The sequence below is a fragment of the Alteromonas sp. Mac1 genome (assembly GCF_001562125.1).
GTDB classification, from domain to species: Bacteria; Pseudomonadota; Gammaproteobacteria; order Enterobacterales; family Alteromonadaceae; genus Alteromonas; species Alteromonas stellipolaris.
This window is the reverse complement of record NZ_CP013932.1, coordinates 3588481-3604257: the sequence shown is the minus strand read 5'-3', so window position 1 is coordinate 3604257 and position 15777 is coordinate 3588481. Positions and strand designations below refer to the sequence as shown.

10 protein-coding genes are annotated in these 15777 nt (G+C 44.4%); 8 read left to right on the top strand and 2 right to left on the bottom strand.

Translation table 11 applies throughout. From position 1 onward, the window contains the following. Positions 1–28 precede the first annotated feature (28 nt). Both prsK and prsR read left to right on the top strand, forming a co-directional pair. Entirely contained in the window at positions 29–2056 is a 2028-nt protein-coding gene (prsK, locus tag AV939_RS15410) for an XrtA/PEP-CTERM system histidine kinase PrsK (protein ID WP_061997868.1), read from the top strand. Between the two features lie 62 nt (positions 2057–2118). Further along, positions 2119–3480 carry a PEP-CTERM-box response regulator transcription factor gene (gene prsR / locus AV939_RS15405; RefSeq protein WP_061997867.1) on the top strand — a complete coding sequence of 454 codons (1362 nt, stop codon included), beginning with the start codon at positions 2119–2121 and terminating at the stop codon, positions 3478–3480. 226 nt (positions 3481–3706) lie between these two features. Here prsR and AV939_RS15400 read toward each other — a convergent pair whose 3' ends face one another. Together AV939_RS15400 and AV939_RS15395 are read right to left on the bottom strand one after the other, a co-directional pair. Beyond that, positions 3707–4027: a GFA family protein gene (locus AV939_RS15400; RefSeq protein ID WP_061997866.1), complete on the bottom strand. Its 321-nt coding sequence runs from the start codon at positions 4025–4027 to the stop codon at positions 3707–3709. A gap of 11 nt (positions 4028–4038) precedes the next feature. Continuing rightward, a complete protein-coding gene (locus AV939_RS15395) occupies positions 4039–6180 on the bottom strand; it encodes a GGDEF domain-containing protein (protein ID WP_061997865.1) in 2142 nt (713 codons plus the stop codon). Positions 6181–6674: 494 nt separating this feature from the next. Between AV939_RS15395 and AV939_RS15390 the strand changes: the two genes are divergently transcribed. From AV939_RS15390 to AV939_RS15365, 6 genes are all read left to right on the top strand, one after another. Beyond that, on the top strand, positions 6675–7415 hold the full coding sequence (locus AV939_RS15390; RefSeq protein ID WP_057789919.1) for a glutathione peroxidase: 741 nt from the start codon (positions 6675–6677) through the stop codon (positions 7413–7415). 169 nt (positions 7416–7584) lie between these two features. Further along, positions 7585–8664 (top strand): alpha/beta hydrolase, encoded by a 1080-nt coding sequence (locus tag AV939_RS15385; RefSeq protein WP_082746063.1) that lies wholly within the window; start codon positions 7585–7587, stop codon positions 8662–8664. A 39-nt stretch (positions 8665–8703) separates the two neighbouring features. Further along, a complete protein-coding gene (locus tag AV939_RS15380) occupies positions 8704–9294 on the top strand; it encodes a hypothetical protein (RefSeq protein WP_061997864.1) in 591 nt (196 codons plus the stop codon). 81 nt (positions 9295–9375) lie between these two features. Continuing rightward, complete coding sequence (locus AV939_RS15375) at positions 9376–11034, top strand: TolC family protein (protein ID WP_061997863.1); 1659 nt, start codon at positions 9376–9378, stop codon at positions 11032–11034. Continuing rightward, positions 11031–12482, top strand: coding sequence for an efflux RND transporter periplasmic adaptor subunit (locus tag AV939_RS15370; protein WP_061997862.1), 1452 nt, complete (start codon positions 11031–11033; stop codon positions 12480–12482). Before AV939_RS15375 ends, AV939_RS15370 begins: the two co-directional genes overlap by 4 nt. Next, positions 12475–15627, top strand: a complete 3153-nt coding sequence (locus AV939_RS15365; protein ID WP_061997861.1) for an efflux RND transporter permease subunit — start codon at positions 12475–12477, stop codon at positions 15625–15627. The genes AV939_RS15370 and AV939_RS15365 overlap by 8 nt, the downstream gene beginning before the upstream one ends. Positions 15628–15777 lie beyond the last annotated feature (150 nt).

The following is a 15777-nucleotide window of genomic DNA, read 5'->3' as shown; positions in this document are numbered from 1 at the left end:
TAAAAAAGCTGGGTGAGAATAAATAGGGATGATTTCAGATATAGGCTATGCCCTTAACAGTTTGGCTTACTTACTGTTAATGCTATTACTTTTTGCAGTACGAAAGCCTGGGTTAGCCAATCACTTGTTGGTACTGGCCACAGCCACTACGCTGTTCTGGTCTACTAGCATGATAACGGCGCTGTTTGGTCCCATCAGCCTTTCTTGGTTGCTTACCATTGATGCAATCAGGCAGGTGGCTTGGTTGCTCTTCCTCGCAGGTTGTTTAAAAAATAATTTCACCAATTTGTTTGATGTTCTGCGCCGCCCCACGACCCTTTTTATATTACTCCCCGGCTGCATAGCTTTAGTGCTGCCCCATGTCTTGTGGATTGATGCTTCGTGGCGTTATCTTATGCTTATTATTTTGGCGCTTGAAGTCCTTATTTTATTGGAAGTTATTTACCGTCAAGCGGATGCAGACCAATGGGCTTATAAGCCGTTAATTTTATATTTAGGCGCTACCCACCTTTTTGATTTTGTTACTTACGCCAATGCCACCATGGTGAATCAGGTTGAGGTTAGTTACATTGCCGCTCGGGGCTATATCTATTTCCTTCTTATTCCATTTTTGGTTATTGCCATTCGGCGTATAAAGCACTGGGGCGTCGATATATTTATCTCCAGGGATGTAGTACTACATAGCTCTTTATTGCTGGTAGCGGGCGCTTACCTTTTCATTATGGCTATCATTGGGTATGCCATCAGCTACGTAGGTGGAAATTGGGGCGCCATGGTACAAACCATCTTGGTGGTATTGTCCCTTGCCTTGCTAGTTACCGTATTTTTGTCGAATTCATTTAGAACCAAGTGTAAGGTTTTTATCACTAAGCACTTTTTTGCCAACCAGTTTGATTACCGCGTAGAGTGGATAAAACTAACAAAAACACTTTCTAGCTCAATGGATGCACCTAATACGGTTCACGAAAGTGCACTTCGCGGCATACTGGAAGCTATCGAATATGACTCTGGCAAATTATATAAACGAGTAAATAACGACTTCGAGCAGTTGGCACAAGTTAACCCGTTACCAGACACCCATGATGATTTAACCATCATTCGAACGCTAACAGAGTATTGCGCGTCTAATACCTGGTTAATTGATGTACATGAATACCAGGCCAAGCCATTTCATTACAAAGGGCTGCAAATCGACAGAAATACCTTAAAAGACTGGGGTTATCAGCTTTACCTGCCGTTTTATAAAAATGATGAAATTTGGGGTTTTGCTGTACTTGCGGCTGGGGATAATGAACGACTGAGCTTAAATTGGGAAGTTCGAGATTATCTTAATGCTATTACCGAGCAAGTGAGTATGTTTGTATTCCATCATGAAGCTTCAAAGCTGGTGGCAGAAAATGCTCAGTTTGCTGCATTCAATAGAATGTCTGCGTTTGTTGTTCACGATTTGAAGAATGTAATGGCGCAAGTCGATTTGATCCTTGCGAATGCGCAGCAACATAAACATAACCCTGAATTTATTGAAGACACATTTGAAACATTGGAACATACCAAAGCGCGTATGGATAAAATGTTAAAGCAATTAACCGATAAAAAGATTAATGATGATGGGGCTCACACATCGTGCTCGTTATCGCATATTCTTAAAGATGTGGTGGCAAATCGATGTATGGGGCTTTCTCCCACTCCAAAAGTGCACTGCAGCAGCGAAGAGCAGGTATTAATTGATAAAGAAAAAGTTGCCAATGTTTTTTATCACCTAATAAGTAATGCGCAGCAAGCAACCAAAGATAGTGGCGAAATAGATATAGTATTAACGCATGACATCCAAAACCGTGTTCAATATGTAATGATAGAGGATACGGGAACCGGGATGGATCAAGATTTCATCGAAAACCGCTTGTTTAAACCTTTCGATACCACGAAAGGAAATGCAGGAATGGGAATTGGTGCGTACGATGCGAAAACGTATATTGAATCTATTGGTGGTAAAATAAGCGTTCAAAGTGAACCAGGGAAAGGAAGTTGTTTTACGCTAGCATTCACGCTTCATTGAGCAAAGTGAGCTATGACAACCAACCTATGTTGATACGGACGAAGTAACACAGGAACAAACTGATGACAGATACCGTTTTAGTGGTAGATGACGATTTAGGTATTCAGAAACAATTAAAGTGGAGCTTAACCGACTACGATGTTGTTTTTGCTGACGATCATACCTCGGCAATTGCGCAACTGCGCCGTTATGAGCCTAAAGTCGTTACACTAGATTTAGGATTGCCACCCGACCCAGCTAATGCGTCTGAAGGCTTGAGAATATTACAAGATATTATCGCCTTAGCGCCTAGAACTAAGGTCATTGTTGTCACCGGAAATAACGAAAAAGAGAATGCCCTTAAGGCTATAAACTTTGGTGCCTATGACTTTTATCAAAAACCCATAGATTCAGACACCATAAAGTTACTTGTTAATCGCGCACTTAATTTGGGTAAATTAGAGCTTGAAAACAGTATCTTATCCAAAGTTCGCACAGGTATGAGCCGTATCATTGGCAACAGTGAGTCTATTCAAACGGTAGTACGTAAAGCTGAAAAAATAGCGAATACGGATGTTAGTACCTTACTGCTAGGTGAAAGTGGAACCGGTAAAGAAGTGTTTGCTCGCAGCATTCATGAACATAGTCCTCGCAAAGATAAACCGTTTGTTGCCATTAACTGTGCATCTATTCCAGAAAATTTGCTAGAAAGTGAGCTTTTCGGTTATGAGAAAGGTGCATTTACTGGAGCCAATAAAACCACATTAGGTAAAATTGAAACCGCTCAAGGTGGCACGCTATTTCTAGATGAAATTGGTGATATGCCAATCGGGCTGCAAGCCAAAATGCTACGTTTTTTACAAGAGCGTGTTATTGAGCGAGTGGGGGGGCGAGCCGAAATTCCCGTGGATATTCGGGTTGTCTGTGCTACCCACAGAGATTTACAAACCATGGTGGCGGAAGAGCGTTTTCGGGAAGATTTATATTATCGTATTGGTGAAATTCCCATTATGATCCCGCCACTGCGAGATAGAGATCAAGATATTATCTTGCTTGCGCGTACCTTCCTGAATATTTATCGGGAAGAGTTTAATGCTAAGGCAAAGAGCTTTTCTGAATCTGCGATAAATTCCATGCTGGCTCACAAATGGCCTGGCAATATTCGTGAAATGCAGAATAAGCTTAAGTCGGCAGTGATCATGGCCGAAGGCACCGTTATACAGCCTGATGACTTAGGTTTGTTCGCGGTTGATGGTAGTGGAGAGTCTGAAACATTGAATCTTCGCGAGGTACGCGAGGTTGCTGAAAGTAAGGCAATTCGTAGAGCGTACCACCAAGCGGACAAAAATATGTCTAAAACCGCTGAATTGCTAGGTGTTACTCGTCCAACCTTGTATTCACTTATTGATAAATACCACCTGGATGACTTAAAAAGTTCGGCGTGAGATTAATCAGGAAAAGCGCGGTTTGGTTCTGAGCATCGCATCATTCAGCGCGATACCCTATAAAGCCTGTTGCTACGACAAGCTTAGTTGAGCATGCAAGTCGTGGTTACGGCTTTGTGTCGATAGCTTCACTGCGACAACTTCGTTGCGACAACTTCGTTGCGACAACTCACATGAATCAAAACTCATGTCGTGGCTTCTAAAGCATTGAAGCTGGACTGCCAATTTAGGGGATATGGTATTGGCTGTGATGTTTTGCTAATAAATCATGCCCGTAAAAGGCGACATGTAGTCCAATGTTACCATCTTCATCTTCTGTGAAAATTGGCGTGGAGCATTCATTACAGAAAAACTGTTTACGGCTTGGTGATAGCTGTAATTCCCCAAGCATAGAGGGGGCGCAATCTATGATTAGATGCTTACGTGCCCCTGCAACAGTGAGGTTTAGCGTTTCGCTGCAAGATAATGTTTCAACGTCCAATTCATCTTCGCTAATATCAGGCAACTCAAATTGCACGGCCTGACACTGACAACTACCTTTATACATAATGTACGCTCCTACTCATCGGGCCAATTTATGCTCGACAGCGTGTTAAATGATGTAGAAATGTATGACTGCTTAAAATGAAATTTCTTATCAAGCGGGGTTTGTTGCACGTCGCCAATCAGGGCTTTATTAGTATCAATAACCCCAATCCAACCATTACGGCCAGACATCTTGGTGGCGTATAAACAATAATCAACCACTGAAAAGGTGCTCTTCCAGCTTTCTTCGAAAGACACATGTTCAACAGGGGGAAGAATACTAAAGCCAATACTGCAGGTAACACGAAGTGAGCGAGTATCGTCAATATGAAATACTTTATCACTCACTGCGGCGCGGCAACGTTCAGCCAGTTGAGGAAGATCGTCTCGCATAGAGTGACGGCATATCACCAAGAATTCCTCGCCGCCCCAGCGGATGAGTAAATCAGTTTGCCTGAAAACTTCACGAAGCACATCGGCAAACTGACTTAATACTTTATCGCCCGCTAAATGGCCATGTTCGTCATTAATACGCTTGAAATGGTCGATGTCTATTAAGAAGCAAAGCAGGTCTTGGTTACGTTCGTTGTGGCCTTGCTGATGCTTATTTGCATGAGAGCTGCGCTTAAGTTCACCTGGCAATTGAGATTCAAGGTAGTGCCGATTGTACAAACCGGTCAGTGAATCATGAAGACTGACTTGCTCAAGGGTTTTATAGGCTGTTTGTAGCTCCGAGTTTTTTTGTTCAAGCTCTTTCGTTCTCTGCTTAACTTCACGGCGAAGCCTAATGGTTTGTTGGCGCTGAGTATATCTGCTCCAAATCAGAAACAGTGTTAACAAACCGGCAATTAACGTGCTCCAAAACAATGTTGTGCGCAGGTTGAGTTGTTCGGCCTCAGCCAGTGCGAGTTGTTTGGTTTTCTGCAGTACTTGAATTGACTGTGCCTGTCGCTCAATTTCTATTTCGGCCTGAAGCTGTGCAATAGCAACCTCGCTACCCGAACTTAGCACTTCTTCTCTTATATTTTGTAACACCGACTGAATATCTAACGCGCGCTTAAACTCTCCCTTGGCTGCTAAGGCTTTCACTTGAATCGATAAGAAGTTCAACTGGCTGCGCAAATCACCACGCCGTCTTGCTTCAATAGTGCCATTTTTAGCATACGCCAGTGCATCGTCAAATTGTTGCAATGACATCATCGCATTGGCCAGTGCGAGGCGAGATTGTTGGAGTAATTTTTGCTGACCAGTAGATTTCGCTACCGCGAGTGACTCCTCAAGTAGCATTAAGCCTTGTTCTGTGTCGCCGGTTTTTACCAGCGCTTCGCCTAACCACGCCTGGGTGGTGGAGATTTCACTCGATTCTCCATTCTCTTTTAAAAGGGCTAGTGCGTACTTAAGCGCTTCTGAGGCTTCTTCAATATCGCCCTTAAGTAATAGTAAAGCGCCAATCTTACCCAATATTTGTGCTGTAAGCGGCTTATCATCGCTGGTTTTCGCTATCTGTAGTGCATCTTGATAATAGGTGTTGGCCTCAGAAAACTGATTTAATGTGGCGTAGATGTCACCAATAGTCGCTAGACCTTGGCCGGTACTTTTATCGTCATGTTGTACCCGAAACAAGCCCAATGCTTTTTTTAATGTGTAGAGTGCCGCTTGTACTTGGCCTTGTTCTTTTTGGACAAGACCAATTTCCATTTGAATGGTCGCATTTAACGGGAGGATCCCTTGTGTTTGCGCAATAGATTGTGCACGTCGCAGGTAGCCAATAGATTGCTCATAGTTCCCTAGAAAGCGTTGCGCGGTACCAAGATGGTGTAAGGTTTTTGCCATATCAATAAGTTGGCCGTGGCGGGTGAAGCCATCTAACGCAACGTACAGTGCATCGTTTGCAACGTTGAAACGAGATGCACTTTGTAATAATACTCCAACCTCAAAGAATGTACTGGCCGACAATGTACTTACCGACAATACGCCGCTTTGGTGAGCTTGTTCAATAGCAAGTAGGGTTTGACGCTCGGCTTCTTCGAAAGCCCCGCTTTGAACGAATTCTTGAACAGTTTGAGTAAGGGCATTAGAAACTGCTTTTATAGGCAAAGAAAAACCCACTAGAGCAAAAAGTAGCGAAACGGTGACAATGCTGGTGGCAAAACGCCGAGCCGACTGTCTGGGCATTATAGAAGTTTCCTTACGACTACGCATTTATTGGCCTTCTCTTTTAAAAAGAAGAAGGACGGAAGTTTATGAGTAAAGCTGAAGTACTAATATCGTTATCAGCAGTCAATTCGTATCACTACTATTATGGCGAACAACCCGAAGAAATAACGTATCAGGCATTAGACTAAAGTATAAATTCGGCGCAGAGAGTACCTGTTCCCATCGGAATTTACACATTAAATAAAACAGTTATGCTTATTTTTGAGCTCGATTTGGCGGAAGCGTAAGGCGGAATCGTTCCCTGACCAGTTAAAACTAATGTCTAACGTAGAATAAGAATATAGCGAGAGACATGGTGTTGAAAAGTATTAATGTGATTTGATACGCATTAATATTAGAGGTTACGCATGCTAATTTATACCTTTGTTGAGATTGGGTGAACCGAGGCTGTTCTTTTTTCTTAGATTTCTCTATCCTAGCAACTTCATTAATTTGCCCGTAGTGAGAACTCTATGTCAGAAAGTCGTTTTATTTCAAAAGAAGGTCAACCAGTACCTTCCGTATCTATTCCTGTTCGCGAAGGCGAGACATGGGCAACTAAAACTACTGAAGAATTGTTTAGTAACAAGACTGTGGTAGTTTTTTCACTTCCTGGCGCGTTTACGCCAACATGTTCTTCTACGCACTTACCTCGCTACAATGCGCTTGCTAAAGTATTTAAACAGCATGGCGTTGATGACATTCTATGCATATCTGTAAACGATACATTTGTAATGAATGCATGGGCAGCCGATCAAGAAGCAGAAAATGTAACCGTAATACCAGATGGTAATGGTGATTTTACTGACGGCATGGGCATGTTGGTAGACAAAGCTGACTTAGGTTTTGGAAAGCGCAGCTGGCGCTACTCTATGTTGGTTAAAAATGGCACTGTAGAGAAAATGTTTATTGAGCCTGACGTGCCTGGCGACCCGTTTGAGGTTTCTGATGCCGACACTATGCTTGCTTATATTGCACCAGGCGCTGAGACAAAAGCTCCGGTATCGCTATTCACTAAGCCAAATTGCCCATTTTGTACAAAAGCGAAAGCATTGTTAACCGACAAAGGTTACGACTACGAAGAGATTGTACTGGGTAAAGATGCCTCGTTAACCAGCCTTAGCGCAGTGACGGGACGTGACACGGTACCTCAAGTATTCATTGGTGGTAAGCATATTGGTGGGTCAGACGACTTAGCATTGTATTTTAGCTAAATACAAGTAATAACGGAAACAAAGCGCTTACTAGAACAACTTTTGCTGTTAAAGCGTAGGTAGTTAAAACAGAATACCGTTATAATGTAACGGTAATAGTGTAAGGCCATTATTTAATGGCCTTATTTTGTTATTATTGACCAAACGTAATGCCTTTTGGAGAATATACGTGCTCTCAAAGTTTGCTCTCGCAAAATTATCCATACTTCCTTTTGCCGTAAGGTGCTGTGCACTAATAGGTACATTAATAAGTACATTATTCGCTAATGCTGCAGGGGCTAGCTCCCTCGAAACACAAGACGCATTAACGCAATTTACTGATTTTTATAAGCAAGAGTGGGGCGAAACCCAGCGATGTAAATCTTCTAAACTGCACCGCTACACCGTATGTGGTAACGTACTTCGCAACGAAGGTAATGCTCCCTATGTGCTGCATCACGATACCCCTGCAAAGAAAGTGGCCGTGTTAGTACACGGGCTTAGTGACTCGCCATTCTTTATGCGAGAAATTGCCAATATTTTATTTAACGAAGGTTTCGACGTTATTGTTCCGCTATTACCTGGCCATGGTTTGCGAGATGATGATGGTGCAATGAGTGACAGCGACTTAGCGGAGCGTTGGCAATCGCATGTCGATGAGGTTATCGCGTTAGCTGATGATATGGGCGATACTTTGATTGTGGGTGGATTTTCTACTGGTGGCGCATTGGCGGCGGATCAGTACCTAGATGCAAGTGACAACATCGATGGGCTTATGTTGTTTTCTGGTGCATTGGCACTTTCAGAAAATGCCGAGAGTATGTCACGTATTTGGGGTATCAAGTGGGTTGCTAAAATTGTGGATGGTAGTTATATCACCCACGGTCCCAACCCTTTTAAATATCCAAATGTAGCAGGCTTTGCGGGGTTGGAATTGATGGATATTATCGAAAAAATCCGCGACGACTTCGAAGACGGCAAGCGTATTGAAGTGCCTCTTTTTGCTGCGCACTCTCAAGCTGATGCCACCACGCCTATTCACGGTGTAGAAAACCTGATGGAAAATAGCGCAGGGCCTAATACGTTTTTTGTTATCGATGCATCTTATGCGTTGTGCCACGCCGACCTTGTGGTGAATACGTCAATGTTACATGATATGAAGTTTAATAAGGTCATGGTAAATGAAAACGAAGAATGTGCAGTACCAAAAGCAAACCCTTTATTTTCAACCATGACAATGATGCTAAAAACCTATGCGCAACAATTCTAGCGTTTTACAGCCATAACAAATGCGATTAAGCTTTAAGGCATGATAGATAAATTGAAAAAGCACCGACGCGGCTATGTCGTAATATTGGTAATGGTTATTTCCTTGGTGACTCAATTGTCGCCGGGAATGGCTATGCCAACGGCTATGCCAAAGCCTGCGCTAATGTCTGTGGACGCAATGTCTATGGACGCAATGTCTATGGATGTAATGTCTATGGATGCAAATTCTGAGAACAATTCATCAGCAGATAGTCGCGCCAATAAAACGATGCAATTTAGTGCTAGTGGGTGCCATTCAGCTAGTCACGCTTCGACAAGCGACTTAATTACGCCTTCAAGCATTCAATTAACCGCAAAAAATGACCACGCCACTCATAGCGTCTCAAGCGCTCCCAGAGAAGCTGTGAAATCAATGGAACATAGCATGCACGGTGACACACCTGATTCGTGCTGCGACGTTCAGTGTCAATGCCCTGCAGGCGTATGCGCCGCTGTTTATGCAGTAATAAATAATGAAGTCTCGGTAGCGGTTATTGCTCATGCTCCTTTGGTGCTTTTTGTAAACCACCAAGCCCCTCACACTATACCCAACTCCCAATTTCGCCCACCTAAATTCGCTTTCGCAGGATAGTTGTATCTGGCGGGCGCATATAGCACCCACGTTTTTCTTTTTATTCCCTTGGTGCACAGGGGGAATTAATGTGGTTTTCTCATGTTTAATTTTAATCTGGGTATGATTTTTACTTGCTTAATCCAAGGTCGCGCTCGAACTGGTTACCTTCCGCGCGCTTGGCTAGGAATACTGATATTTTTGGTGGGAGCGCCTTCCTTCGCTACTACCCTTAGCCTTCAAGAGGCGCAACAGCTCGCGCTCAACCAAGACGTTTATTTTCAAGGCAGCAAACTTGAAGAGGCTGCGTATCACCACGACAGTGATGCGGCTGATAGCTGGGATAACCCTACTATCACTACTACACTGCAAAGCGTGCCAACAGATGGGTTTTCATTTAATCAAGAGCCCATGACTCAGTTGAAACTGGGTATTCGACAAGCTATGCCAAGAGGAGACTCTGCCAGCCTTTCCCGAGCCATCGCTATTGAACAAGCCCAAAAAGAACCGGTGAAAAGAGCGGCTAGGCGAGCGTGGTTGTTGCGAGAAGTGTCGATGGATTGGTTGGCGTGGTATCAAGCGGAACAAACCGTAACCTTACTGCGTGAAGAGATCCAGTCGACAGTGCAACTGCTCGAAATGGTCGAATCGTCATACCGAAATGGTGTGGGGGGCACGCAGCAACAAGACATCATTCAAATACGCCTTGAGCGCCTACGCCTAGAAGATACACTTTTGCAGGAGCAGCAAACCGCATCGGTGGCGTTGGCGAAGTTGTCGAGGTGGTTCGATTTCTCTAATGAAGTTAGTTTTTCTGTACCCGAAACGCTCAATCATCACGACATATATCCTTTTAATACATCCTTCGCTAGGCAGGTTAAAGAAAGTGACTTACTAAATATTATTGACGCTCACCCTTCTGTGCAATTGCTTGCCAAAGACGAGTTGGTCGCCACACAGAAATTGAGTCTTGCGAAAGAGCAAACCAAACCTATGTGGGCTTTCGAAGCCGCCTACGGATATCGACAAGATGCCCAGAATGGCATGAGCCAAGCTGACTTTATTAGTGTGGGTGTCCAAGTTGATTTACCTTTGTTTAGCAGTAAGCGGCAAGATGCCAATGTATCGGCATCAGCGGCAAGGTTAGGGGTGACATCCACACAGCGACGACTAGAAGTGAGACGATTAGCAGCCCTTGCCGAAGCAAGTGAAGCGCAGCTTGTCAGCTTAATTGCTAGGCAGCAGTTATTTGATACCGCATTACTTGCACAGTCAGAGAGTTTAGCCGAATCCGTGCTTAATGCTTACATGGCCGATAAGGGCACATTTGATGGCGTAATGCGTGCACGTATATCGCACATTTCAGCAAAGTTAGATGCGCTAGCACTTCATGTTGACATAGCAAAAAATTTAGCCGAACTCGCTTATCTGTATTATCCGCTAGTAAAAGAAAAACCTAAAGACACCCATTTAGATTCAAATATGGACACCCACACATTAGGCCGCCTAATAAACGCGCCACAAATTAAAGACACCCATACCTTAAACAGGCAAACGCACCCCTTATTCAGCTATCAATTCGGTTATGGACACCCACTTCAAACCTCTAATTTAAACAGTGAACAACTAATCACTTACGTGGACAGTCATACAAATTCAAACATGGACACCCACCAATCAGCTGCAACTCCAGTTGCTGGTTCAAACATAGATTCAAAAAGAGACACCCACACAACCGCAGCTATAGGAGCGCAACAATGAAGACGTTATTTATTCTTATAGTCGGGTTACTTGGTGGTGCAGCAGCTGTGTTTGTTTGGAATACACATATACATGGCAATTCCGGTGTTGAAGCGTTGGCTACCAACGGTGATAATAAATCAAATAATAAAACGCCCCTTTATTGGGTTGCGCCAATGGATGATGCTTATCGCCGAGACAAACCGGGTAAGTCTCCTATGGGTATGGATTTAGTACCAGTATTTGCAGCATCGGGTAGCAGCGAAAAACGTGATGATGGAGAGGTGAGAATTTCGCCTCAAGTACAGCAAAATATGGGTGTTAAATTTACCACGGTAAAACGAGGGAAGCTGGATTTGACCTTCAACGCTGTGGGAAATGTTACCTACAACGAAGACTACTTAGTGCATATTCACCCCAGAGTAGAGGGTTGGATTGATAAGCTATTTATTAAGACGGAAGGTGAAGCTGTTAGCCAAGGGCAAAAATTATATACGCTTTATTCGCCCGCGCTGGTGACTGCCCAAGAAGAGTTTGTGATTGCGCTAAAGGGAGGAGATACACGTTTAGCCGCAGGTGCTAAACAACGCCTTAAAGCACTGCATTTATCTGCTGGGTTTATCGCACAACTCGAAAAAACTCGCGAAGTTTCGCAAACCATTACCTTCTTTGCCCCCCAAGGTGGCGTGGTCGAACATTTAGGCGTACGCGAAGGCTTCTATGTTCAACCTGGCACCACGGTGCTTAGTATTGCTCGCTTAGACAGTGTATGGGTTGAAGCCCGTGTATTTGAGCAAGATGTTCCTAAAGTAACGCTTGGCCAGCAGGTATCGATTACGTTCGACTATTTACCAAGTAAGACATTCACAGGAAAAGTCGATTTTATCTACCCGGCATTAGATGTTGAAACCCGCACGCTTAAGGTGCGAGTTACTTTAAAGAACGACAGCGGTGACATTAAGCCCAATATGTTTGCCAATGTGATTTTTACCAAGCAAACCGAACAGCCTGTGCTGTATGTGCCTTATCAAAGCGTTATTCAAATTCAGTCGCAGGGTCAAAATCAAGATCTCGCCCCAGCTCAAACCCAAAACCGAATCGTTATGAACGTTGAAGAAAGCTTTAAATCTATTGGTGTCAGCGTTGGGCGAAAAGCAGGGGAGTTCATTGAAATAACTCACGGCATAAACGAAGGTGACAAAGTAGTAGTGTCGGCGCAGTTCTTGATTGATTCAGAGTCGTCTAAAGCATCAGATTTCAAACGTATGCAGTCGCCTCTTGACCAAGAAACGCACAACCGTGAAATGAATCGCACGGAAATGCATCAAGAGACCAAGCACCACCAGGGCATGTTGCACGATGGCATGTCACACGATGGCATGTCTCACGAGTCTAGTCAGCCTAGTGCGGAGCATCAAAAGACGAAGAACAATGCGACCATGCACCACGAGGGCATGCATAATGATTGAAGCCATAATACGCTGGTCGGTGTCCAATCGCATATTGGTGTTGCTGGTAACGGTGTTTATATCCATTGGTGGGGTAATAGCGGTAAAACATACCCCCATTGATGCCATCCCTGATTTATCTGATGTGCAGGTGATTGTAAAAACCAGCTATGCAGGGCAATCGCCTCAGGTAGTGGAAGATCAAGTGACCTATCCGCTCACCACGGCCTTAATGTCGGTGCCGGGTGCAAAAACAGTTCGAGGATTTTCGTTTTTTGGAGACTCTTATGTGTACGTTATTTTTGATGACAGCACAGATATGTATTGGGCACGCAGCAGAGTGCTGGAATACCTAAGCCAAATAACGCTGCCCGATGGGGTGGTACCCAAGCTAGGCCCTGATGCTACTGGGGTGGGCTGGGTATACATGTATGCACTAGTCGATAAGTTAAATAACCACGATGCTGGCGAGCTTAGGGCTCTGCAAGACTGGTTCTTGAAATATGAACTGCAAAGCGTGCAAGGGGTGTCGGAAGTCGCCTCTGTAGGCGGCATGGTTAAACAATATTTACTGCAACTTCATCCGCAAAAGTTGCAAGCGTATAGCGTGCCTTTGCGTCATATTGAAACGGCACTCGCCCGAGGCAACAATGCAGCTGGTGCGTCAGTGATAGAAATGGCTGAAGCCGAGTATATGGTGACATCTTCCGCATATCTTTCGGGCACCGAAGATATTGCTAGTATTCCTTTGGGCATTGCTCACAACGGTGTGGCGGTCACGATAGGTGATATTGCGAATGTTATCGAGGCACCCCTTATGCGCAGAGGGATCGCTGAGCTAAACGGAAACGGCGAAGTGGTAGGTGGCATAGTCGTGATGCGCTATGGCGAAAATGCTAAGGCGACCATCGAAAATGTAAAAGCGCGTCTTGAAACGTTAAAAGCCAGTTTACCTGATGGCGTAAGCATAGTACCTGTGTACGATCGCTCCACGCTTATTGATAATGCCGTTGATACCTTATGGAGCAAGCTTGTCGAAGAGCTTTTCGTGGTAGGTGCAGTGTGCTTAGTGTTTCTTTTTCATGTGCGCTCATCGCTGGTTGCCATAATCACTTTACCTATTGGCATTTTAATGGCCTTTATTGTGATGAAATTCCAAGGGCTCAACGCGAACATCATGTCTTTAGGCGGTATCGCTATTGCCATTGGTGCTATGGTGGATGGCGCTATTGTGTTGGTTGAAAACCTGCACAAGCATATTGAGCAAGCAACAGTGAAAGGAGAGCCAGTAAAGGGTGAAGCCCGTTGGGCACTGGTAGTGAAGTCGGCCACCGAAGTTGGCCCCGCATTGTTCTTTTCATTGTTGATTATAACCGTGTCTTTTATTCCTGTTTTTACTTTAGAAGCACAAGAAGGGCGTATGTTTGCCCCACTTGCCTTCACGAAAACCTATGCCATGGCAGCCGCAGCGGCGTTAGCCATTACTTTGGTACCAGTGTTAGCCGGCTATTTCGTTACAGGAAACCTAAAAGCGGAGCATAGGAATCCGTTAAACAAGGCTATTTCAACAGGGTATGTGAAAGCGCTAACGGCTGCGCTGAAACATCCTCGAAAAATACTGTTCGCGGCCCTGATTGCTTTAGCGTCTGTGGTATGGCCCATGCAACATATCGGGAGCGAGTTCATGCCATCTTTAGATGAAGGTGATTTGCTCTATATGCCTACCACTTACCCAGGTATTTCGGTGGGGAAGGCGAGAGAGTTACTTCAACAAACCGATAAGCTGATTGCCACAATACCTGAGGTGAAAAGCGTATTTGGTAAAGTAGGTAGGGCAGATACAGCTACCGATCCTGCACCTTTAACCATGATAGAAACCTTCGTGCAATTAAAGCCAAAATCGCAATGGCGTGCCGGCATGACGACATCAAAACTAAAGGAATTATTAAACAGCCAAGTACAATTCCCAGGAGTATCCAATGCTTGGGTGATGCCAATCAAAACCCGTATCGATATGCTTGCTACCGGCATTAAAACTCCGGTGGGTATTAAAATAGCGGGGCCAGAATTGGCTGGCATTCAGCAGGTGGGAAAACAAATAGAAACTGCGCTAGAAGACTTCGAAAATACGGCATCGGTATTTGCCGAGAAAGTTGCAAGTGGACGCTATATCACTATTGATATTAGTCGCGACAGGGCTGCACGATATGGGCTCAATATTACTGATATTCAAGAGGTTATCAACACTGCAATAGGTGGACGCACACTGGGTGAAACGGTAGAGGGAAGACAGCGGTTTCCTATTAGTATGCGTTACCCGCAGCAGTATAGAGACTCTCCAGAGGCACTTAGGCAACTCCCTATCATATTAGCAAGCGGCGTTAATATTGCGTTGGGCGAGGTAGCCACTATTGCCATTGAGGGTGGGCCTGCGGCAATAAAAAGTGAAAATGCCCGATTGAACGGTTGGGTATTTATCGATATTGAAAGCGGTGACTTAGGCAGTTACGTAAAAAGTGCAAAACAGCATATTGCCAAAACAGTCCCCTTACCCCCAGGCTATTCCCTAACGTGGGCAGGGCAGTTTGAGTACTTAGAAAGGGCTGAAGAAAGGCTTAGTGTTGTGGTGCCCTTAACGTTAGTCGTTATTGTGGTACTGCTGTATTTAAGCTTCAGGCGAATTGCCGACGTAGCCCTTATTATGGTCACCTTACCGTTAGCATTGATAGGCAGCTACTGGCTGTTGTATGCATTGGAGTTTAACTTCTCGGTGGCTGTTGCCGTGGGGTTTATTGCCTTAGCAGGTGTCGCGGTAGAAATAGGCGTTATTATGCTGGTGTACCTGCATCAAGGGGTTAAAATTTTTGATGAGGAAGCGTGCTCTACTCTGAATGCTAAAGTATCTGAAAAGCAAATAAAACAAGCGCTTAAGCAGGCGATTACCGAGAGTGCTACTCGGCGTGTAAGGCCAGTAATGATGACGGCGTTGTCTATTATTATCGGCTTATTGCCCGTGCTGTATGCAACAGGAACCGGTGCTGAAGTTATGCGGCGTATTGCAGCCCCTATGGTGGGCGGTATGGTAAGTGCGCTGATACTCACCCTGTTTGTGCTACCTACTCTGTTTTACCTAATTCAGGTGAGGCAGTTAAAACGACGTTCGTGAGGGAAAGCTGAACATAGGCACAGCGACTTTAAGAACCCAAAAGAAAAACCAAAAAAGCAGTTAGATCAAGCTAACTGCTTTTTGTATTTTTGCACTGCTTAATTTAATTGTGTACTTCCATTAGTTAAAAATGAAAGCTAAGGCACTATT